Here is a 23079-nt window from a genome sequence, read left to right as displayed (position 1 = left end):
ACCGTCATCAGTTTTAGTTAGTTCAGATTATCGTTCGAACAATTGCTCTTGATAGTTTCATTATCGATAAAAACAAATAATACTAATGAAAAAAAGTTCCATCATTCTAATCGCTATTATTGCAGTGGCTATTGCCATGATACTTGTCATCTATACGGATTCAAGTACCTACTCGACATTTACCGAGGCAAAAGAAAAGAAAACAGAACTATATGTGGTCGGCCAGCTCAACAAAGACAAGGTACTTCACTATGACCCGAAAACAGATGCCAACAAATTCAGCTTTTTCATGTACGACAATGAAGGTACAGAATGTGAAGTTGTATTCAGAGGCGCAAAACCTCAGGACATTGAGCGTTCAGAACAAATTGTATTGACGGGAAAAATGGACGGGAATGTGTTTAGAGCAAGTAAAATATTGATGAAATGTCCATCGAAATATAACGATAAATCGGTCGTGACTGAAATCAATGCCACAGCTTTCAATAATTAATTTGTAAAATCAATTTTTCAATGGACGTTAATTACGTTGGTGAGCACCTGCTACCTGGGCAGATCGGACAATTCTTTATTGTTCTTTCCTTTGGTGCCGCACTTTTATCTTGTATCGCTTATTTTTTCGCGACTAAAAACCCTGAAGAGACTTCATGGAAAAAGATCGCACGCATTGGATTCTGGATTAATGCCGTTTCTGTTGTCGCTATCGGTGCAACCTTATTTTATATCATCTATAATCATTTATTTGAGTACAACTATGCTTGGGCGCACTCATCCAAGACATTGCCTACTTATTATATCATTTCCAGCTTTTGGGAAGGACAAGAAGGTAGTTTCTGGCTATGGATGTTCTGGCAGGCTGTATTAGGGACCATATTGCTCTTTAAAGCAAAGAGCTGGGAAAATTCTGTAATGACTTTTGTGATGTTATGTCAAGCTTTTTTGGCATCCATGATCGTCGGTGTGGAAATCTTCGGATTACGTATCGGTAGTTCTCCATTTATCCTTTTGCGTGATGCAATGGATATTCCGATCTTAAAACAAGCCAATTATCTATCATTGATTACTGACGGTAATGGCTTAAATCCACTTTTACAAAATTATTGGATGGTGATCCACCCACCGACCTTATTCCTTGGTTTTGCTTCCATGATTGTTCCTTTTGCTTATGCGACTGGAGCCCTATGGACCAAACGCTACAAGGAATGGATCAGTGCCGCACTTCCATGGGCGCTATTTGCGGTTATGATTCTTGGAGCTGGGATTATTATGGGTTCATTTTGGGCATACGAAGCACTTAACTTTGGAGGCTTCTGGGCTTGGGATCCTGTGGAAAATGCGTCTATTATTCCTTGGTTCACCCTGATCGCCGCAGTTCACGTGATGATCGCCTATAAAAATTCGGGGCATTCTTATTTCACCGCAACATTCCTAGCTATGATCAGCTTTGTCCTGGTGATCTATGCCTCCTACCTAACACGTAGTGGCGTCTTAGGCGAGACTTCGGTACACTCCTTCACCGATTTAGGTATGAGTGGGCAGTTGATTTTGTTCAATGTGGCATTTTTAGTAATTATGGTCGTCTTTCTTGTCGTTAAGAAAAAAGAGATGCCCATTACCGAAAAAGACGAAGAGATTTATTCGAGAGAGTTCTGGTTGTTTATTGGGGCTTTGGTCCTGACTGTTGCCTGTGCACAGATCATTGCTTCCACTTCTATTCCGGTATTTAACAAAATCTTCGGCACCAAGGTGGCGCCACCATTAGAACCCATTCAACATTATAATAAATGGCAATCCGGATTCGCTGTTATTGTCATGATCATGACCGGCTTTACCCAGTTTTTAAAATACAAACGCAGCGATAGCCGTAAGTTCTTGGCTTCTACTGTAGCGTCTCTCGCTGTAGCCATTATCCTGACAGCAATTATTTCATATTTTACCAAAACATATACCAACCTGATCTATATCCTGATCACCTTTGCCAGCATCTTCTGTATTCTGGCGAATATCCGTGTATTGGGTGATGCAGTCAAAGGTAAATGGAAATTGGCGGGTTCTTCCGTCGCTCATATCGGTTTTGGACTATTACTTATCGGAGCTATGGTCGCTGCAGCGACAAACGAGGTTATCTCTGTCAACAATACGGGCTATATCGCTGTATCTGGTTTTGACAAAGTCGAAAAGCCGGGAGAGAACCTATTCCTAACCGAAGGAGAACCTGTACAAATGGGCGAATATAAAATCACCTATATCGGTGATAGCATTGTTGCGCCAAATACCTATTACAAAATCAAATACGAACGCGTTGATGAGGAAACAGGTAAAGTAAAAGAAGAATTTGTACTACAACCTTTCGCACAAAACAATGCCAAAATGGGTGGTTTGATCGGTACTCCGGCAACCAAACATTACATTACGCATGACGTATATACGTTGATTACAGCTGCAGCAGCGGAGAGCCAGGCACAGCATTCAAAAACAGCGAACGAAGAGAAAACAGGCTTTGAGGATTACGAAGAACCTGCAACCTATCAAGTCAATATCGGTGACACCTTACGTTACCGCAATGGATACTATGTGATTGAAGGCCTCAATAAAGAGGCGCAGCTGGAGAAAATCCCAAAAGGTCCTAACGACGTTATGGTCGGATTAAAAATAAAAGTGGTTGCAGCGGATAATAAACAATACGAAGTACAACCCATTTACTTGATTAAAGATGGTGGAATCTATGATTTCAATAAAGATGTCACTGATCAGGGCCTTAAATTTAGGTTTACAGGTATCAAACCGGACAAAGATAAGTTGGAAATCATGGTCTATCAAAAGCCGTTACCTGAGAAAAAGTGGGTAGTCTTTAAAGCGATCAAATTTCCATACATCAACTTCTTTTGGTGTGGAACGATTATCATGACCATCGGTTTTATCATGTCCATTGTCAGAAGAAATAAAGAAGAGAAACGAAAATTAGCGAAATAATGAACATTGTCATTTTAGGAAGCGGAAATGCCGCAACACATTTTGGACAAGCGTTTCAGGAGCTAGGACACCGGATCGTTCAGATCTATAGTAAAACAAAGGCCAATGCGGATGCATTGGCCTTTGCGCTTCATTGTCCCAGCACAGATCAGCTCAGCCAACTGCAGCGCGATGCTGATCTTTATCTTATCGCTGTGTCAGACCAGGCTATTCCTACTCTTGTAGAAACGATACCACAGGATCTCAACGGGATTGTAGTACATTGTTCTGGAGCGACTGACCTAAATGTCCTGGAGCGATTTAAGAATGCTGGTGTTATCTATCCACCACAATCGCTATCGAAAAACAAAATTATTGATTTTTCGGCAATTCCATTTTGTGTGGAAGGCAACAATGAGGGCAATACAACGGTTTTACTTCAACTTGCACATACCTTTTCAACCCGTAGTATCTATTGCAATTCAAAGCAACGACTAGCAATCCATCTGTCTTCCGTCATGGTCAATAACTTCTCGAATATCCTTTATCAGTTTGCCCATGAGCTATTGGAAGAGCATAATCTTTCCTTTGACCTGGTCAGACCGATCATTTTAGAAACGGCAGAAAAAGTTCAAAATCATGTTCCAATAACAGTTCAGACAGGTCCAGCGATCCGGGGCGATGAAGCGACACAGCAAAAACATTTGAAATTTATTAGCAATAAACCAGATTTACAGCAAATCTATCAACTTTTATCGCGTCAGATTACTAAAAGAAAATAGTTTGTTAGAAACAGTTATAAACTTATCAAAACTTATTCTAGCATAGTAATTATATCCATTTACTTGGGGAACTTTAGTACATTTGCTGTGTCCAAAAGCGCATTTTGGAATGCTAATTGAGCAGTAATATATTCAATTGGACTAAACATTAAAATAGCGAATTAAAACTAAACAATCGTATTTTCTATGGAAGTTAGAAAACTCATTATTTCAATAATGGTTGTGATTAATTTAATCATTGTATCATTTGGCTTAATATTTACATCAAGCTGGTTTTGGTTATTGATCTTTCCATTCCCATTATTATTGATCGCCTTATACCATAGTTTCCAAACCAAACATGCGATTTTGCGAAACTACCCTCTTGTTGGATACTTTCGTTATATCTTCGAATCGATCCGTCCTGAATTGAGACAGTACTTTTGGGAATCTGATATGGATGGTCGTCCATTCAACAGAAGACAACGTTCTATTGTTTATCAACGGGCAAAAAATCAACGTGAGACTGTCGCATTTGGTATGCAAACTGATCCACAAGCGGTCGGTAACGAATGGGCTGCACATTCTGTTTTCCCCTGTCATATCGAAAATCACGATTTACGTACGACTGTTGGAAACGAATCCTGTAAAAAGCCCTATAGCTTAAGCGTCTTCAATATCTCAGCGATGAGTTATGGTGCTTTGAGTAAAACGGCTATCACTGCACTAAACAAAGGTGCCGCTTTACAAAATTTTGCGCACAACACCGGAGAGGGTGGTATCAGTGACTATCACAATAACGGTGGTGATCTGATCTGGCAGGTTGGTACAGGTTATTTCGGATGTCGTAATTCGGAAGGCAAGTTTGACGCTGAGCTATTCCGTGAAAAATCAAACCGCGAAAACGTCAAAATGATTGAGCTTAAGCTTTCACAGGGGGCAAAACCTGGTCACGGGGGTATCTTACCAGCGGCAAAAAATACGCCTGAGGTTGCGGCAATACGCCACGTCATCCCTGGGACTGATGTCATGTCACCTCCTGCACATAGCGCATTCTCTTCACCAACAGAAATGATGCGTTTCATCCAGCATATGCGGGAACTATCCGGAGGAAAGCCGATCGGATTTAAAATATGTATTGGTGACAAACATGAGTTTATGGACATCTGTCATGCCATGCAGAATACACAGATCTTCCCAGATTTTATCTCGGTCGATGGTTCTGAAGGTGGTACAGGTGCTGCACCCTTGGAATTTACAGACAACTTGGGGATGCCGCTTTACGATGCATTAGCTTTTGTAACTAAAACGTTGATAGCATTTGGTCTGAAGAAACACATCAAAGTGATTGTGTCAAGCCGTATTGTTACTGGGTTTGATATCCTAAAAGTTATTGCTCTAGGTGCTGACGCATGCTATAGTGCACGTGGAATGATGTTCGCCTTAGGTTGTATTCAGGCCTTAAAATGTAATGAAGACGTTTGTCCAGTAGGTGTTGCAACGCAACAACCGCACCTGTACAAAGGACTAGATGTTAATGACAAATATGTACGTGTAGCCCAATTCCATCGCAATACATTGCGCGCTACTGTTGAGATTATGGAGGCCTGTGGTTTCAAAACCTTATCTGACGTATCCGCAGATAAATTCTACCGCAAAGTAGATGCGATACGGACGTTAAGCTTCCAAGAAATCTATTTTGGTACAGAAGGAAAATTGGTCAATAGTCATACCGATTTTGAAAGCAAACTTTTCGAAGACTAGTCATTCGATACATATCCTATACAGGAAGCCCTCAGTCGTTGTTAACGCTGAGGGCTTCTTGTTTTTTCTTTCCCCTATTGGGCCTTTCGGCTCAGATAATTTCATAATTAATGTGATCATTAATTGAGATGCCAATACTATTTCAGATTGAACAGCACACGATGTAAAGTTGTATGAGATAAAGCAATCTGATCATCGGTCAGTCCACCTAAAGCCTGTTCAATCGTATTCGTGGCTTGCTTCATCCCTTCGTCTTTCATCTTCCGGCCAATTTTGGTTAAATAGATCAAATTAGATCGTCTATCATTTTTGTCATTGACACGGATCACCAGATTAAGTCTTTCCAGATTATTGATCAGGCGCGTTACACTCGGTTTATCCCGGAATGTCCGGATAGCCAATTCCTGCTGGGTCAGTCCCTCTTCTACCCACAGATTGTACATAATGCTCCATTGCTCCGAAGTAATACTTAATCCCGCTTCCCTGAGATTACGCTGTAATCTCCTCATAACCGCAATTGAGTATTTCCCGGTCAGGAAATTATAAAAATACTCTTGCGATACTAAATCTTGGTCTAACATATAAATAATGGTTATGGTTGTTTACGCAACTTATGTTGCTAATAAATATTATGCTCAAATCAAAACAAAGAAAACTAAACTTATTTTGGCTAATATTTAGCCTAAATTACGTTTTTCTACAGTTGTGTCAAACAAATTTTATCAACATGCAATAAATAGATGTTAATAAATCATCATAAACGATTTACAGTAGACTGAATTTAGCAATAAAAAAGGAGACAAACAAAATAAATTGCTTGTCTTTATACCTAAATTATAAGAAAGATTAATCCGATTTTAAGAAAGAATTATCCGATTGTAAATGAATCTGAATCTCTTAAGAATGGAAATTTTTCCCGCGCTTCCAAGAGATCATTCGGATTTAATGTAAAGGTATATAGGTCTTCATCTTCGGGCTTATAATAAACGACATCACCCAATGGAGATATACACATTGACCCACCAGAGTAATAGATATCGTTACCGTCATGTCCCACACGGTTCACACCAATGACATAAGATTGGTTTTCAATGGCACGTGCAGGAATCAGTGCTCTCCAGTGCGCCGAACGTTTATCGGGCCAGCTTGCTGTATAAACTAAGATATCGTAGGCCGCATTTTGATTTTTGGACCAAACAGGGAATCGGAGGTCGTAACAGATCATAGGGCAAATTTTCCAACCCTTGATATCCACTAAAATACGTTCGTTGCCCGGTTCAAAATACTCGCTTTCCTTAGACATGCCAAAAAGATGACGTTTGTCGTATTTTACATATTTGCCATCAGGAAACATCCATAAAAAACGGTTGTAGTATTTCCCTTCCTCTTCAATGATTAATGAGCCGGCAATAACACAGTTTAACGAACTTGCCATTTCAAACAACCATCTTGTGGTAGGACCGTTGGCGGGTTCAGCACATTTTTCAACGTTATTCGTAAATCCCGTATTAAACATCTCCGGCAAGATAATCAAATCTGTTTTCTCGCGTAATGATGAAAGTCGCAACGCCAGATTATTCAGATTTTTTTCAATATTTTCCCAGAATAAATATGCTTGAAATACCGTGATTTTTAAAGGATCCATGAACGTTATCTAAAATTTATTTAATTATTTAGTACAAAATAGCCATTTATTGGCAAAATACGAATTTTAATAGAATTTCTATCTACTGTTGTCTTACCAAAAGATTGTTTGCTAACAGTAATAACGCTTCTTTACGTTCATTTGGTACATCTAAAGCATCCATTTTTTCAAATGCACGCTGCGTGTATATATCTTTTAATTCATCCGCTGCTTCCCGGACCTGATATTTATCATATAAGGTTAGCATATCTTCAACTTTTGTCGGAACAGCCTCGACAGTTGAACGTAATAAGCGCTGCATCGTAGGAACATCCTCCTCAGCAATAACTTCCATCAGTTTAACCAATAAAAAGGTTTTCTTATTGATCATAATATCACCGCCGACGATTTTCCCAAAAGTATCCGGATCACCATAGGCATCCAATATGTCATCCTGCAATTGGAAGGCCAAACCAACATTTTCCCCAAAATCGTAGATCAATTGTTGTTGTTGTTCGTTCGCTCCGGAAAGAATGGCGCCCAATTGCAATGCTCCCCCCAATAGTACCGATGTTTTCAAACGAATCATTTCCAGATATTCGGGCATAGACAATGACGCACGACTTTCATAGTCCATATCCAATTGTTGGCCCTCACAGACCTCCATGGCTACTTTACTTAAAATCCGTAAAGTTGCGGGCAGATAAACCGGATTACATTTGGAGATTTCCTCATAAGCTTTCACCAATAATCCATCTCCAGAGAGAATGGCAATATTAGCATCCCATTTTTCATGAACAGTAGTTTTTCCTCTTCGTAAAGGAGCTTTATCCATCAGATCGTCATGTATCAAGGAAAAGTTATGAAAAAACTCTACAGCCTTTGCTGCCGGAATAATTTCGTCCATCTCTTGCATGCCGAATAACTCGGCCGCCATCAATGTTAGCACTGGCCTAACCCTCTTGCCACCCAAAGTCAATATATACCGTATGGGATCATATAAATTTGTTGGAGTTTCAGGAAATTGACTTGTCTCTATCGCCTCTATCACGAGCTGTTGTAAGTGTTGCATATATCTTTACGATCGAATCATGCGAATATAGCAATAATCATATAGAAATGGCAATTTTGTACCGCCAAAGCATTCGGGGCAAAATCGTACATTTGTATAAGTCTTTTGTTATGCGCATCCTAATTATCCATACATATTATCAAACAGCAGGTGGAGAAGATACTGTCTTTCAACAGGAATTGTCACTCCTCTCGCAAGATCACCAGGTGCACACCCTGACCTTTCAAAATAAAAAAGGCTGGCGAGGTGCCTTACAGACCTTAGGTTCCATCTGGAATATTTTCGCTGCAAATAGATTAAAAAAAACAATCCGGGAATTCAGACCCGATGTCGTCCATCTCCACAATACACATTATGCCGCTGGACCAATTCTAATACGTAAGATTGCCAAACAAGGTGTTCCGCAGGTGATGACCCTACACAATTTTAGGTTACTCTGCCCCTCAGCAACACTCTATCATCACAATCATCTGTTTCTGGATTCGCTAAAAGAAGAATTTCCCTGGACGGCAGTTAAGGAAAAAGCATTTAATGATTCAGCTATTAAAACATTCCTACTTGCCTTTAACTACTGGTTTCACCGCAAAATAGGTACATGGCACAAGGTCAATCGTTATATTAACCTAAGCAGCTTTGCAAAGTCGATATTTGTTGACTCGACATTAAGAGTACCTGCAGAAAAATTTGAAGTAAAAGCCAATTTTGTTTTCCCTTCAACTTTACCAATAGAAAACCCACAACCATATTTTATTTATGTTGGCAGGCTGTCAGACGAAAAAGGCATATTAAATCTGATTGACTCCGTAAAAGGAACGAATCTGGAGCTCCACATTATTGGCGGGGGTCCTCTTGAGGAGGAGGTAAAAAAAAGGATAGCAAATCATTCCAACATCAACTACCATGGATTTAAACCCCGTTCCGAGATTTTACCACTCGTTGCCGTAGCACAAGCCCTAATCGTCCCCTCTATCTGTTTCGAGGGAATGCCAATCACAATCCTCGAGGCCTACTCTGTGGGAACTCCGGTACTCTGCTCAAACCTTGGGCCTTTACCGGAAATGATTATCCCGAATAAAACCGGACAGACATTTGATCCACACAATAGAAACGAAATTGTCGCTTGCCTAAAGCAATGGAATGCCAAACCAACCGATGAAAAAGATGAGATAAGAAAGACCTGTATGGCCTATTATTTTAGTAATTTTACTCCTGATATAAATGAGAGCAAATTATTAGCGATCTATAAAAACGCTATTGAAGATAAAAAATTAAACAAATGAGTATTATTGTAATGGATAAACTGGGTTTGGCACCTCAAATCCAAGCGACACTGGAAACGATCTACGATCCTGAATTAAAACCAGCAAATATTGTCGATCTAGGACTTGTCTATGAAATTATTACCAAGGAAGATGGCATAGCAAAAATTGTCATGACACTAACGGCTCCGGGCTGTCCAGTTGCAGGAGAAATTATGAATGAAGTACAGGAAAAAGTTGCTGGAATAGAAGGTGTTAAAGAAGCATTGGTGGAATTAACTTTTGATCCTCCTTGGACCAAAGATATGATGTCTGAAGAAGCAAAACTTGAACTTGGATTCCTGTAGACATTCTTTTAGAAAATATGTGATGCCTCCAAAAGACTATTTAGGAGGCATTTTTATGATGATGCTATCTTAAGTATATCGTGCTTGCTAGAGATCAATCCAAAAAAAAATAGCATTAGAATTATCCAGTACTATTATTTTCCAAGTCGCTCAGTTTCTTCAGCGGTTTGGCTGTATTGGTATCACTTCCAAAGAGTAATTTCCATAGATTGCGGGATTCTTTGGTCAAGAGTGGTGACACAATGGAAAGGATCAAAACGTAAACCACAACGAATGATTGGATAACAGGGAGCAAGGCTCCTGCCTTACCTATATTGGCCATGATAATCGAAAACTCTCCGCGTGCAGACAGGGTAAAACCAATGTCAAACGATGTTTTCGGTTTCATCCCAGAAAATTTCGCAGCAAAATAACCTGAGGCGAGATTACCCATCACAGTTACTAAGGCCGCTATTGATGCCCAAAATACAGCTCCTCCTAGCGACATGATATCTATGGATAGTCCGAAGCTAAAGAAAAACATCGCCCCAAAGAAATCTTTATAAGGCAGCACCATTGCTTCAATTTTTTTGATATACTGCGAATCCGCTAGTACCAATCCCGCCATTAATGCACCAATAGCCTCAGCAACATGTATGGTCTCCGAAAATCCGGCAACGATAAAAAGCAGTGCAAAGATGACCAGTATAAATAGTTCAGAAGTTTTTTCCTTTAACAAACGGTCTATGGCAGGTACCAACTTGCGTCCCAAAACCAAAAAGGCTAAGATAAAGCCCAATGCCAATAGGGAAGTCCCGGCAACCGTCCAAAATGAGCTGCTACCCGTTAATATCAATCCTGAAAGAAAGGAAATATGCATGGCAATAAAGAGATCATCAAACATGATCATTCCCATAATGACTTCTGTCTCTGGATTTGCCGTCCGTTTAAGGTCAGTCAGCACCTTAGCCACAATTGCTGTCGAAGAGCTCGTCATAATACCACAAAGGACCATCATCTCCTTAAAAGGCATATCCATCAGCCAGCCAATCAACAGTCCCGAGGTAAAGTTGAGCAGGACATAGATTGTTCCTCCAGTTACGATGGCTTTACCAGATTTAATAAGCCGATTGACTGAAAATTCTAGTCCCAAATAAAACAGGAGAAATAATACCCCCAGCCTGCCCATAAAATCTATAAAGGGTTTGCTTTCGGTAAATGTCAGATCCACCAATCCAATCTGCGGCGCGTGTTGACCCAAAACCATTCCTATAATAATGAAAAAAGGAATAACGGAAAACTTAAGCTTGTTGGCAATCAATCCAACAATAGCAACAAGTCCGACGGCGATTCCAATTTCCAATATTAAGGTATGTGATAGCATAGATTACAGTAAAATTTCCTTTAAAAGTTTGATATTGTTTTTCTTTCCAGCAATGACCAAGGTTGTGCCCGGAGTAATCAGATAAGATGGTCCGGGGTTGATGACCGTTTCATCGTCTCTAATTCCAGCAATAATGGAAGCTCCAGTACGTTGTCGTACCTCTAGTTCACCAATTGTTTTCCCTGCCCCTTCCCATTTGCCCTCTAGCTTATACCATTCGATACGCAAGTCATCCAAAGCCACTTCAATTGTTTCCAATGCCTTGGGCTTATAAGACAAACCACCTATAATACCCGCTATCTGACGTGATTCATCATCATTGAGTGTCATCACACAACGCGATTCATGTTCTTCGTCATCATAACGATACAGCTCCCGTCGACCATCATCATGGATCACAACAACCATATTGTCACCCGCATCGGTTTCAATTTGAAATTTCTTTCCAATTCCTATCAGATCGGACTCTCTTACAATAGACATAATCTTCTATTTAAATAAATACCAATAATAACAGCGCAATGCCGTTTTACCAAAAACAAATTTAACCAAAAATTCAATCTTAAACGAATCCTCATCGTGTGACAGCTGGGGGAATGAACATACAGATTATCCCAAAATACTAAAAAAAGACCAGAAAAACGAGTTTTAGACGTATTACTTTGCCTCTATTAGCTTGTAGCTTCCATCTGGACGTCGCTGACTGCGACCAATGGTGATGCTCTTGGAGTGATAGAATAAAAAGGCCCAACCCTCTGGAGCTCCTTCTGCCCAATAAGCTTGCCGCAATTCTTTGGAGCGTCGACCATCATAATCATATTTAGCTACATAGTTATGAAAAATTTCCTCGGGCTCAGGTAATACATCACCCCCGAAAAAATAATGTTCTCCTCCAGTGTTGATGTGAAATGCTTGGTGATGTAGTGTATGTCCACCATTATGAGAATAACTGATTTCGGTATTTACCTGCCCCTCTCCTTCTACCAATACCAAGTTCCCACTTCGTTGGACAACATCAAAAATTTCTGTACGGTACGAACTCGAAATACCAGAATAAGCATCCTCCCATTCTCCCCTTTGCACAATATATTCAGCTTCTGGAAATGCTATGCGAGGGGAGCCACTTTCCATACTTACCATACCACCGGCATGATCCTTATGCAGATGCGACATTAATACGTATTTCACATCATCTGGCTCATAACCTAATTTGCGGATATTGTTGTGCAACTTCAGCACACCGCGGTTATCGGTATGGCCCAAACCTGTATCACAGATCACAATACCTGATTCTGTTTTGATCAAAAAAGGATGAACATGGATAAACATGGATCCCGGACGATCCGTCGGATCATCCACGGATGGATCAAAGGGAACGAATTTTCTACTTTTATCGACAGAAAAAGAACCTTCATATAGAGAATAAGCCTGCACCATATTTAAAACATTGGGAATATGCACGTTAAGCGACAGGCGGTCAATACCAGGTTTAGGAATTAGGTAAGTCCAGCCTTAAAACGTATATTTACACTTAAAATATTCTGCAAAGATATGCAAAAAAGGTGGGTACTAAAATCTAAAACTGATGTCAAAATAACCAACAAACTGCGCGAGGAATTAAATATCAACGCTGTGTTAGCAGAGTTGCTCGTCAACAGGGGAATTGGAAGTTTTGACGAAGCGAAACAGTTTTTTAGGCCACAATTGTCGGATTTGCACGATCCTTTTTTGATGAAGGATATGGAAAAAGCCATATCTCGAATCATTCAGGCTATCGGCAATAAAGAAAAGATCCTGATCTATGGTGATTACGATGTTGATGGCACTACGGCAGTTGCTGTAGTCTACAGTTTTTTCAGAGAATTCCATAGTCAGCTGGAGTTTTATATTCCGGACCGTTATGCGGAAGGCTATGGTATATCTACGCAGGGCATTGATTATGCCGCTGCCAATGGCTTTTCTCTCATTATTGCATTAGACTGTGGGATAAAAGCCATTGATAAAATTGACTATGCTAATACGAAGGGGATAGACTTTATCATTGGCGACCACCATCTCCCAGGTGAAGAACTTCCGAAGGCTTTCGCTGTCTTAGATCCAAAACGTGTAGATTGTGATTATCCCTACAAGGAACTTTCTGGTTGCGGTATCGGCTTCAAGATCATCCAGGCATTCATACTGACCAACGGAATGGATATCAATGCCTGTTATCAATTTTTAGATCTGGTTGCAGTGAGTATAGCATCAGATATCGTCCCAATCACTGGCGAGAATAGAATCTTAAGCCATTTTGGGTTGATTAAGCTCAATACCAATCCCTGCGTGGGATTAAAAGCATTGATTGACCTATCCAACAATAGAACAAAGATTTTTACGGTCAATGACATCGTGTTCCAGATCGGCCCGCGCATCAATGCAGCCGGCCGCATTGACCACGCCAAGGATGCTGTCAAATTATTAATTTCAAAATCCCTACAGGAAGCGAAAGACTTTAGTTCGAGCATTGATGATCAAAACAATGTTCGTAAGGATTTTGACCTCAAAATAACGGAGGAGGCTCTGGCGCTCATTGAAGAAAATGTAGTTCTCAAGAGCCGAAAATCTACCGTATTATACAAATCAGACTGGCATAAAGGTGTAATCGGTATTGTCGCTTCACGATTGACTGAGAAATATTACCGCCCCACTATTATATTAACGGAAACGAATGGCCATATCGCAGGCTCTTGTCGATCAGTAATCGGATTTGATCTATATGAAGCGTTAAACGAATGTGCTGATCTGCTTGAGCAATTTGGAGGGCACAAATATGCTGCTGGGCTGACCATGTCACTGGATAATGTAAGCTTGTTCCAAGATCGATTTGAAGAAGTCGTGGCTCGTAGGATCAGTCCCGAAATGCTGACACAAGAAATTCAGATCGATGCTAAACTCCATCTGAAGGATATAGACGCTAAATTTTTCCGCATACTCCAACAGTTTGAACCTTTTGGCCCACAAAATGAATCACCAATTTTCTTGAGTAAGAAAGTGAGTTCAGTAGGCCAGGCTTTCCCTGTAGGTACAAATCATTTAAAAATGACAGTTGTCCAAGAAGACTCTCCATCTTTTGATTGCATCGGTTTCGGATTAGCCGAACATATTGATCATATCAATTCGGGGCAGAGTTTTGATATCTGTTATAGCATTGAAGAGAATGTCTGGCGCAATAAGAGAAACTTACAGCTTAACATCAAGGGAATCCGATATTAGCGTTTTAGCATCTAGATACTAGATACTAAGAAGATATTAAATATATTTACCATAGATTTGCATTTAAATGCTCCAACGGTAAATTCACCATTATTTGGCATTTTGCGGAATAAGTAGAGCAGAAACTTATAGTGACAAGATAAATCAAGAAGATGATTTTAAAGGCAGAACATCTCATAAAAAAATATAAACAACGTACTGTTGTCAACAACGTATCCTTTCATGTAGAACAAGGAGAGATTGTAGGTTTATTGGGGCCAAATGGTGCTGGTAAAACGACTTCTTTTTATATGATTGTAGGTCTGATCAAACCCAATGACGGAAAAGTATTTTTAGATGATCAAGAGATCACGCAAGATGCGATGTACCAACGCGCGCAGCGTGGAATAGGTTATTTGGCACAGGAAGCTTCTGTTTTCCGCAAGTTATCCGTAGAAAACAATATCCTCGCTGTATTAGAGATCCACTACCCCAACAAAGAAGAACGTATGGCCAAGTTGGAAGAATTGCTATCCGAATTCAGTCTGCATCGTGTCCGTAAAAACAGAGGTGATCTTTTGTCGGGGGGCGAGCGCCGACGTACAGAAATCGCTCGAGCATTGGCAGCAAATCCATCTTTTATCCTACTGGATGAACCGTTTGCAGGGGTTGACCCTATTGCCGTAGAGGAAATCCAAACGATTGTTGCTAAACTCAAAACGCGTAATATTGGCATCTTAATCACCGACCACAACGTACAGGAAACTTTATCCATTACGGATAGAGCCTACCTTTTGACCGAAGGAAAGATTATGCTTACAGGTACACCTGAAGAAATCGCGGATAATGAACTGGCCCGAAAATTCTATCTTGGTCGTCATTTTGAATTAAGAAGGAAAAAATTTTAAAGCATAACGAGTACCCTCTATGGCCTTATTAAACTCCATTTTTACTTGGTTCATGAAAAAAAGGATTCACCAAATCGAGCTTTTCATGAAATATCCCCACGATGTACAAGAGGAATGGTTCCAAAGTTTAATTTCCACTGCCGAGGCGACGGAATGGGGAAAAAAATACGACTACACAAGCATACTCACCCCCGAAATCTTCAAAGAGCGTGTACCTATACAGGATTATGACGATATCAAAGGCTATGTAGATCGGATGATCAAAGGTGAACAGAATATTCTGTGGCCTTCGGATATCAAATGGTTTGCAAAATCTTCTGGAACAACCTCCGATCGCAGCAAATTTATACCGGTGAGTGAAGAGGCACTAGAAGAATGCCACTTCCAGGGAGGAAAGGACATGTTGACGATATACTGTCACAATAGACCTGAAAACCGTGTTTTCACAGGAAAGTCTGTTGTCATAGGCGGTTCTTCACAGATCAACAACTTTAGCCCAGACTCCTATTATGGAGATCTATCTTCCATCCTGATCCGCAACCTTCCATTTTGGGCGGAATTCAAAAGAACCCCAAACATGGAGGTGACTTTAAATCCCAATTTTGAAGAGAAAATTGAGCAGATCGCGCAAATCACCATCAAAGAAAATGTAACTAGTCTGGCCGGTGTACCAACCTGGAATATTGTGATGGCCAAACGTGTATTGGAAATCACAGGCAAGAACAACCTATTGGAAGTATGGCCAAACCTTGAATTTTATGGCCATGGAGGTGTGAGTTTCAAGCCCTATCGCGAGCAGTTCCACAAACTGATTCCTTCAGATAAGATGTACTATCTAGAAAACTACAATGCCTCAGAAGGGTATTTTGGGTTACAGGATGAATCGGACTCTGAAGATCTTTTGCTCATGTTGGATTATGGGATTTATTACGAATTTCTTCCCACGGAACGTATGCATGAGGAAAACCCGACGACGCTACGTTTGGATCAGGTAGAAATGGGCAAGAACTATGCGCTGATCATTTCCACCAATGCCGGGCTATGGCGTTATAAAATAGGCGATACCATCAAATTTACGTCTTTGTCCCCCTACCGCTTTCAGATATCTGGACGTACAAAACAATATATCAATACATTTGGTGAAGAAGTGATCGTTGACAATGCCGAACAAGCACTTGCCGAAGCAAGCAAATTGACAAATGCGCGTATAAAAGATTATACCGCCGGCCCTGTATATTTTAGGGATGCCGAAGCAGGAGCACACGAATGGGTCATTGAATTTGAACAGCAACCTAACGATTTTAAACGTTTTTGTGAAATATTGGATGCCAAGTTGAGAGAAATCAATTCAGATTACGACGCAAAACGATTCAAGAACATGGCACTTCGCCCGCCAATTGTTCATAATGCACCATCAGATACTTTTTATAAGTGGATGAAGTCTAGAGGTAAATTGGGTGGACAGAATAAAGTCCCTCGATTGAGCAATAATAGAGAATATCTTGACCCGCTTTTAAAGATTTTGCAAGATTGATCCTACGTCTATTCTTGTGGAGATTAGCCAAGATTTTATGATACGATCTTGGCTAATCCTGTTTTTTAAGGTTTAATTGCAGTTTTATACAAAAACACAAAAAAACCAAGGATAAAATTCACAGAAATACCTTTCTTTTGAATTTCAACATCACGCTGTAACAATTCGCGAGTTTCACCCGATGTTACTTCATTGCTTTTGTTAAGACGGTGAGTCAATTCCATACTAAGTTTATTTTATGATAAGTGATTTTATAGCGTAAAGCGACCCAATGCCCATCTATGGTCGCAGTCTTTATTGCCAAACTTTATGCCATAAATACAGGAACTGTATTAATTAACACAAAATTAATACAATTAATTAAAAACAGGTTACTCCTATAAATTTTATCTGTTTATTTTTCATTTTCATAGGGAAAGTGTAGTAAATCGAAGAATGACTGTCCGAAATAAAAGGCATTTTTCTAAACGGGAAATTATCGTAGCAAAGTGCGAATTATATTTCAATTTTTCCTAACTTAGCCTAAGTAATATAAAAAATAAGATGAACGCGACAGAGAACTATTCAATTCGCGTAGAGCCAACTCAAAATTCAAGACTCTCGCAAGTAGATTTCGACAATCTAAAATTCGGAAAGATATTATCCGACCACATGCTGGTCGCAGACTATGATGATGGTGAATGGAAAGATGTCAGCATCGTCCCTTACGGAGATATCAGTTTCAGTCCTTCCATGTCAGCTTTACATTATGGTCAAGCAATCTTTGAAGGTATTAAAGCCTATAAATTCGCAGATGGTACAGTGAGTATCTTTCGTCCAGACAGAAACTGGGAAAGATTCAACAAATCTGCAGCACGCCTTCAGATGCCTGAGGTTCCTGAGGAAATTTTTATGGATGGTCTGAACAAACTATTGGATATTGACCGCAATTGGGTTCCTGCTAAAGAAGGTTCTTCTTTGTATATACGTCCATTTATGTTCGCTACTGAAGCTGCGTTGGGCGTACATCCATCGAAATCATACAAGTTTATCATTATCACTGGCCCAGTTGGTGCTTACTATAGTAAACCGATTAGCTTAAAAGTTGAAACGTACTATACACGTGCAGCTGAAGGTGGTGTTGGATTCTCGAAAAATGCAGGTAATTATGCGCTGTCGCTTTATCCGACCCAATTGGCTAACGATGAAGGCTACGATCAAATTATGTGGACTGATGCTTCAGAACACAAATATATCGAAGAAGCGGGTACCGCAAACCTAATTTTCCGTATTGGTGATACCATTATCACACCGCATGGAGATACGATCTTACATGGTGTAACCCGTCGTACAATTATGGAATTGGCAGAGAAATGGGGGTATAAAACTGAGCAGCGGAAAGTATCCGTACAGGAGCTTATCGATGGCATTAAAGCGGGTACAGTCACCGAGGCCTTTGCTGCGGGAACAGCTGCGACGATTACCGACATTAGCCGGATCGGCTTTGAAGGACAAGACTACAATTTACCTCCAGTTGAGGGCCGTGAGTTCTCTAATAAAGTTTTACATTATCTGAATGAATTGCGCTATGGTAAAGTAGCAGATCCATTTGGATGGAATTACCTAGTAAAGTAAATTGATCAAAGTTCATAAAAAAGGCTGTTGATAATTATCAACAGCCTTTTTTATTTGCACTGGACAGAAAGAACCTTCCGTTAATTTTTATAGCTTTTGATCCTCCTGGGAGCATGAAAGTTTTATTGCAACGAGGAGATGCTGATTAACTTATTGTGTCTCCTTTAATTAGCTTAGTGTTTATAAAATCAATAACCACCCCTGTTTCATCAGGTTGAAACCACGAGGTATTGCCATATTTTTTAAACCAGGTAATCTGCCGCTTTGCGTAGCGTCTTGAATTTTTCTTGATCCTCTCCACAGCTTCTTCCAAGGAAATATTTCCGTCGAGATAATCAAACAATTCCGCATAGCCTACCGTCAATAAGGCTGGTTTGCTCCTAAAGGGGAGCAACGACTTCACTTCTTCCAACAATCCCATTTCCATCATCCGTTCCACCCGAATATTGATCCGTTCGTACAACTGGGAACGTTCCATATTCAATCCGATGGTCAAGATATCAAATGGTCTTTTATTTAGGTCTTTTTTGTGATAAAAGGACATGGGTTTGCCTGTTGCCTCAAATACTTCCAAGGCGCGAACGACACGCTGTGGATTATCGATATCTGCGATCTGATAATAGGCTGGATCAATTGTTTTTAACCGCTCCTTCATCTGTTCAAGCCCCAGTTGTGCCATTTCATTGTTGAGTCTTTCACGCACCTCATCTTCCGCTTTAGGGAGATCATCCAAGCCCTCACAGAGCGCACGTACAAACAGGCCAGACCCTCCGACCATAATAACCACATCATGTTTCTTGAAGAGTTTATCCAACTTGTCTAAGGCTTCCCGTTCAAAATCTCCTGCAGAATAATCTTGGCTAATGGAATGTGAATTTATAAAATGGTGTGGGGCACTAGCCAGTTCTTCTAGATCCGGCTTTGCTGTACCAATGGTCATCTCACGATAGAACTGCCGGGAATCGGCAGAAATAATTTCAGTCTTAAAATATTTAGCTAATGAAATAGCCATTGCAGTTTTTCCAACAGCAGTCGGACCTACAATGGCTATCAGTGTTTTCTTTTTTGCCATAATATTTGCTTCAAATGCTCAAATATGCATTGAAAGCATGTTCAATTAATATTCGTCTTCGTAGCCGTTAGATGATCCCTCGCGCTCTTCCTCGCCTTCACCCTCTTCGTCTTCATCTTCGCTGTCAAAGCCATCTAATTCGTCCTCGTCATCCACACCATATTGTGTATCATCTTCCTCAACAAATTCATCTTCCTCAACAGCATCGGATACTGGGAAGTTAGCGGCAGTCATTGTTTTAGGCACTTGGCCAACAGACTTGAATAATGCCGGATATTCTTTACCCGCTTCCTCCTTCAAAATCTTGATCAGCTCCACTTGAAAATCATAAGGGCGGTCAAAATTATAGACATAATAAAACTTTTGGTGAGGATCATCAATAAACTTGCTCAGACGAATATTCTCCATTAACAAAACTTCAGCCTCTTTTTTTCGCTGGGTCGGTTTAAAAGCAATTTCCGTCCCTTTTTTCCATTGATCATTGCTCACGTAAAAAGAGGAAGAAGTATCCGTCGCATAACCTGTCGTTTTATGGATTTCCTCATGCATGTCTAAAAATGTACTTTTCGAAGGCATATCAATTTCACGATATACATCTTCATAATCTTCAAAAGTAACTCTAAATCTATAAATTGCCATCTTCTATGTATTCTTCTTTTTAGCAGTTTAAAATTAATACTATATTTTAAGAATTGGAAATTTCCAACTGGATTTCTTGTTTGACCTCCAAGCCCATGCTTTCGGCCTTTTTTACTAAATATTGATAGGCTTCAATCCGGGAATTTGGAATCTCGCCCTCCAAAATAGCCTCGCGGATCAAATTTTTTAACTGTCCAACAGCACGACCGGGTGTTAATCCAAAAAGTATCATTATATCTTCTCCACTGATCGGCGGTTGCCAATTCCGGATCTTATCACGTTCCTCTACATCCTTTAGTTTCTGCTTGACAAGTTCAAAATTTTGGCGATACTTTTTCTTTTTAAACTCATTCTTCGTTGTCACATCGGCGTGGCACAGCATCATTAGTGCATCAATGTCATCACCTGCTTCAAATAATAAACGTCTGACAGCTGAATCTGTCACAATATCCTGAGCAAGGACAATCGGACGAAGATGCAATTGTACAAGTTTCTGTACGAATTTCATTTTTTCATGTAGCGGCAATTTTAGTTCAGCAAAAAGCTTAGGCACCATACGTGCGCCACGGTCTTCATGCCCATGAAATGTCCAGCCCAATTTTTTATCAAAACGTTTTGTCGCAGGTTTGGCGATATCGTGCATAATAGCAGCCCAGCGCAACCAGAGATCCTCTGATAGTTCACACACATTATCCAATACTTCCAATGTGTGGTAGAAATTATCCTTATGCCCTTTTCCATCAATAATATCAACTCCATGCAGGTTGTACATGGCTGGAAAGATCAATTCTAATAGGCCAGTATCAAAAAGGTATTTAAAACCTACTGAGGGTTTAGGTGAAAGAATGATCTTATTGATCTCATCGATAATCCGTTCCTTCGAAATAATCTTAATACGTTCTTTTGTATCAGAAATTGCTGTAATGGCCTCAATGTCAATCTTGAAATTTAGCTGGGTTGCAAAACGGATCGCACGCATCATACGTAATGGATCGTCCGAAAAAGTTTCAATTGGATTAAGAGGTGTCCGGATAATACGGTGCTCGAGATCCTTTACCCCATCGAAGGGGTCTACCAAAGTACCGTAATCGGCTTTATTCAACGAAAAGGCCATGGCGTTGATGGTAAAATCACGACGGTTTTGATCATCGGACAATGTGCCATCCTCTACAATTGGTTTCCTGGAGTTCGCTCGATAAGATTCCCTCCGCGCACCCACAAACTCTACATTCAAACCCTCAAAAACGAGCATTGCAGTTCCAAAATTCTTATAGACCGCCACTTTAGCATGAAGCCTTTCACCTAATAAAGTTGCAAATTCAATACCACTTCCCACCACAACAATATCCACATCATTCTTAAATGGACGCTTCATAATGTAGTCGCGCACATACCCCCCAATGACATAACACTCCGTATTTGTCTGCTCGGCGAGCTCTTTGATGATAGAAAATATTGGATGTTGTAAATTATCGCACATAGTTAGAACAGCAGGTAAAAAACCAAACAGTTTGCAAAAGTAATACTTTTTTTTAGTATTAAGTATGGAGATATAAGAATTGAGATTTTGATTATACAAGCTGTAAGCTGATACGATTTCTGTTTTATCTTATCACTGGAGAATCATTATGATCCTTAATGAAGGATAGGATTCTCGTCATCTGCTTAACTTGATTTATATAACTTTATAGATCAAAAAATCATCAACTATTACAACCCTAATCCCGATCTTTGGACAATTTGCGGAATGCCAATGGATTTTTCAGCAATTCAGCCTGTTCCCTTCGGCGTTTTACAATATGGACTGCAGTGAAAATTGCTTCCACAAATGAGCTTGGTGAAGCCAGGTTTTTTCCAGCGATATCGTAGCCGGTACCATGATCTGGCGAAGTACGTACAATAGGTAATCCTGCTGTATAATTTACACCAGCACCTTTCGCGATATGCTTAAATGGAATTAACCCTTGATCGTGGTACATGGCCAATACGGCATCAAACTTTTCATACGCTCCTTTTGCAAAGAAACCATCTGCGGGATAAGGACCAAAACAAAAAATCCCTTGTTCATTTGCTTTTTCTACGGTTGGTCGAATAATCTGGTCATCCTCCGTACCGATAATCCCGTGATCTCCAGCATGTGGGTTAAGTCCTAAAACCGCTATTTTGGGTTTTTCTACCCAGAAATCCTTTTTTAAAGACTCATTCATAAGGATCAGCTTTTTCAGTATTGCCTCTTCGGTGATATTCGCAGCCACATCATGTAGCGGAATATGTCCTGTCACCACACCAATGCGCAGTTCATCACAGACCATAAACATCAACACATCATCAGCTTCGACTTTGGCCTGCAAATATTCGGTATGACCAGGAAATTGGAATCCCTCCTGTTGAATATTATGCTTATTGATTGGAGCAGTCACTAAAGCATCTATTTTACCGGCTTTCAAATCCTCAATCGCTCTTTCCAAAGACAAAAAAGCATATTTTCCACCAATTTCGTTCTCTTCTCCCAAAGAGATCTTGACATCTTCCTGCCAGCAATTGATCATATTCGCCCTTTTAGGATGGGCTTGCTCAGCATCATTGATTACATTAAAACTAAAATCGTTTATTCCTACCGCTTTTCGATGAAAAGAGGCAACTTTTGTATTTCCATAAACAATTGGTGTAAAAAAATCGCACATACGTTGATCTACCAGTGACTTGATAATTACTTCAAGTCCAATACCATTAATATCCCCTACGGTAATTCCGATTTTTAGTTTATCACTCATCCTTTTTAAATGCTTTGAATCAAAAATAGGGATTTTTTTTTTAGTATTGAGTAGTTAGATATGAGTATTGAAATTTTGATCAGAGAAGCCAATGGCTTACAAACTGTCCCCACTTTTTAATTTTGACTTTTTACTTTATAAAGCTTTTTAATTTCTAATTTTGCA

The 23079-nt window shown here is 40.0% G+C and carries 21 protein-coding genes; 10 read left to right on the top strand and 11 right to left on the bottom strand.

Going from position 1 to position 23079, the window contains the following annotated elements:
• Positions 1-85: 85 nt before the first annotated feature.
• The 4 genes from M2408_RS06145 to M2408_RS06130 all read left to right on the top strand — a co-directional run bounded on the left by M2408_RS06145 (position 86) and on the right by M2408_RS06130 (position 5477).
• A complete protein-coding gene (locus M2408_RS06145) occupies positions 86-493 on the top strand; it encodes a cytochrome c maturation protein CcmE (RefSeq protein ID WP_120260530.1) in 408 nt (135 codons plus the stop codon).
• Positions 494-513: 20 nt separating this feature from the next.
• Positions 514-2973, top strand: a complete 2460-nt coding sequence (locus M2408_RS06140; protein ID WP_259180248.1) for a heme lyase CcmF/NrfE family subunit — start codon at positions 514-516, stop codon at positions 2971-2973.
• Complete coding sequence (locus tag M2408_RS06135; protein ID WP_259180247.1) at positions 2973-3734, top strand: Rossmann-like and DUF2520 domain-containing protein; 762 nt, start codon at positions 2973-2975, stop codon at positions 3732-3734. The genes M2408_RS06140 and M2408_RS06135 overlap by 1 nt, the downstream gene beginning before the upstream one ends.
• A 186-nt stretch (positions 3735-3920) precedes the next feature.
• Positions 3921-5477 carry an FMN-binding glutamate synthase family protein gene (locus M2408_RS06130; RefSeq protein WP_259180246.1) on the top strand — a complete coding sequence of 519 codons (1557 nt, stop codon included), beginning with the start codon at positions 3921-3923 and terminating at the stop codon, positions 5475-5477.
• Positions 5478-5614: 137 nt separating this feature from the next.
• On the opposite strand, the gene M2408_RS06125 is transcribed toward M2408_RS06130, so the two are convergent.
• The 3 genes from M2408_RS06125 to M2408_RS06115 form a co-directional block, all read right to left on the bottom strand.
• Positions 5615-6058: a MarR family winged helix-turn-helix transcriptional regulator gene (locus tag M2408_RS06125; RefSeq protein ID WP_223582003.1), complete on the bottom strand. Its 444-nt coding sequence runs from the start codon at positions 6056-6058 to the stop codon at positions 5615-5617.
• Between the two features lie 287 nt (positions 6059-6345).
• Positions 6346-7122 (bottom strand): amidohydrolase, encoded by a 777-nt coding sequence (locus tag M2408_RS06120; RefSeq protein ID WP_259180245.1) that lies wholly within the window; start codon positions 7120-7122, stop codon positions 6346-6348.
• Positions 7123-7204: 82 nt separating this feature from the next.
• Positions 7205-8173, bottom strand: coding sequence for a polyprenyl synthetase family protein (locus M2408_RS06115; protein WP_259180244.1), 969 nt, complete (start codon positions 8171-8173; stop codon positions 7205-7207).
• 110 nt (positions 8174-8283) lie between these two features.
• Here M2408_RS06115 and M2408_RS06110 point away from each other — a divergent pair, with 110 nt between their 5' ends.
• On the top strand, positions 8284-9453 hold the full coding sequence (locus tag M2408_RS06110) for a glycosyltransferase family 4 protein (RefSeq protein WP_259180242.1): 1170 nt from the start codon (positions 8284-8286) through the stop codon (positions 9451-9453).
• An 11-nt stretch (positions 9454-9464) separates the two neighbouring features.
• Positions 9465-9779: an iron-sulfur cluster assembly protein gene (locus M2408_RS06105; RefSeq protein WP_409049482.1), complete on the top strand. Its 315-nt coding sequence runs from the start codon at positions 9465-9467 to the stop codon at positions 9777-9779.
• 121 nt (positions 9780-9900) lie between these two features.
• On the opposite strand, the gene M2408_RS06100 is transcribed toward M2408_RS06105, so the two are convergent.
• From M2408_RS06100 to M2408_RS06090, 3 genes are all read right to left on the bottom strand, one after another.
• A complete protein-coding gene (locus tag M2408_RS06100) occupies positions 9901-11142 on the bottom strand; it encodes a cation:proton antiporter (protein WP_259180239.1) in 1242 nt (413 codons plus the stop codon).
• Between the two features lie 3 nt (positions 11143-11145).
• Positions 11146-11625, bottom strand: a complete 480-nt coding sequence (locus tag M2408_RS06095; RefSeq protein WP_077438826.1) for a cation:proton antiporter regulatory subunit — start codon at positions 11623-11625, stop codon at positions 11146-11148.
• A 174-nt stretch (positions 11626-11799) separates the two neighbouring features.
• On the bottom strand, positions 11800-12579 hold the full coding sequence (locus M2408_RS06090) for an MBL fold metallo-hydrolase (protein WP_259180232.1): 780 nt from the start codon (positions 12577-12579) through the stop codon (positions 11800-11802).
• Between the two features lie 114 nt (positions 12580-12693).
• Between M2408_RS06090 and recJ the strand changes: the two genes are divergently transcribed.
• The 3 genes from recJ to M2408_RS06075 all read left to right on the top strand — a co-directional run bounded on the left by recJ (position 12694) and on the right by M2408_RS06075 (position 16815).
• On the top strand, positions 12694-14394 hold the full coding sequence (gene recJ / locus M2408_RS06085) for a single-stranded-DNA-specific exonuclease RecJ (protein ID WP_259180229.1): 1701 nt from the start codon (positions 12694-12696) through the stop codon (positions 14392-14394).
• A 152-nt stretch (positions 14395-14546) separates the two neighbouring features.
• Positions 14547-15281 carry an LPS export ABC transporter ATP-binding protein gene (lptB, locus tag M2408_RS06080; RefSeq protein ID WP_120260132.1) on the top strand — a complete coding sequence of 245 codons (735 nt, stop codon included), beginning with the start codon at positions 14547-14549 and terminating at the stop codon, positions 15279-15281.
• 19 nt (positions 15282-15300) lie between these two features.
• A complete protein-coding gene (locus tag M2408_RS06075; RefSeq protein ID WP_259180226.1) occupies positions 15301-16815 on the top strand; it encodes a GH3 auxin-responsive promoter family protein in 1515 nt (504 codons plus the stop codon).
• A gap of 65 nt (positions 16816-16880) precedes the next feature.
• On the opposite strand, the gene M2408_RS06070 is transcribed toward M2408_RS06075, so the two are convergent.
• On the bottom strand, positions 16881-17039 hold the full coding sequence (locus M2408_RS06070; protein ID WP_167457296.1) for a hypothetical protein: 159 nt from the start codon (positions 17037-17039) through the stop codon (positions 16881-16883).
• A gap of 319 nt (positions 17040-17358) precedes the next feature.
• Between M2408_RS06070 and M2408_RS06065 the strand changes: the two genes are divergently transcribed.
• Positions 17359-18429, top strand: a complete 1071-nt coding sequence (locus tag M2408_RS06065; RefSeq protein WP_259180218.1) for a branched-chain amino acid aminotransferase — start codon at positions 17359-17361, stop codon at positions 18427-18429.
• Positions 18430-18574: 145 nt separating this feature from the next.
• On the opposite strand, the gene miaA is transcribed toward M2408_RS06065, so the two are convergent.
• From miaA to pdxA, 4 genes are all read right to left on the bottom strand, one after another.
• Positions 18575-19501: a tRNA (adenosine(37)-N6)-dimethylallyltransferase MiaA gene (gene miaA, locus M2408_RS06060; RefSeq protein ID WP_259180217.1), complete on the bottom strand. Its 927-nt coding sequence runs from the start codon at positions 19499-19501 to the stop codon at positions 18575-18577.
• Positions 19502-19546: 45 nt separating this feature from the next.
• Positions 19547-20140, bottom strand: coding sequence for a plasmid pRiA4b ORF-3 family protein (locus M2408_RS06055; RefSeq protein ID WP_259180215.1), 594 nt, complete (start codon positions 20138-20140; stop codon positions 19547-19549).
• Positions 20141-20186: 46 nt separating this feature from the next.
• Positions 20187-21620 (bottom strand): CCA tRNA nucleotidyltransferase, encoded by a 1434-nt coding sequence (locus M2408_RS06050; protein WP_259180213.1) that lies wholly within the window; start codon positions 21618-21620, stop codon positions 20187-20189.
• Positions 21621-21858: 238 nt separating this feature from the next.
• Positions 21859-22914: a 4-hydroxythreonine-4-phosphate dehydrogenase PdxA gene (gene pdxA, locus M2408_RS06045; protein WP_259180211.1), complete on the bottom strand. Its 1056-nt coding sequence runs from the start codon at positions 22912-22914 to the stop codon at positions 21859-21861.
• Positions 22915-23079: the final 165 nt, after the last annotated feature.

This window comes from Sphingobacterium sp. BIGb0165 (genome assembly GCF_024810095.1).
Classification (GTDB): Bacteria; Bacteroidota; Bacteroidia; order Sphingobacteriales; family Sphingobacteriaceae; genus Sphingobacterium; species Sphingobacterium detergens.
Note: the sequence above shows the minus strand (reverse complement) of the source record. Positions and strands in the feature narration are given on the sequence as shown.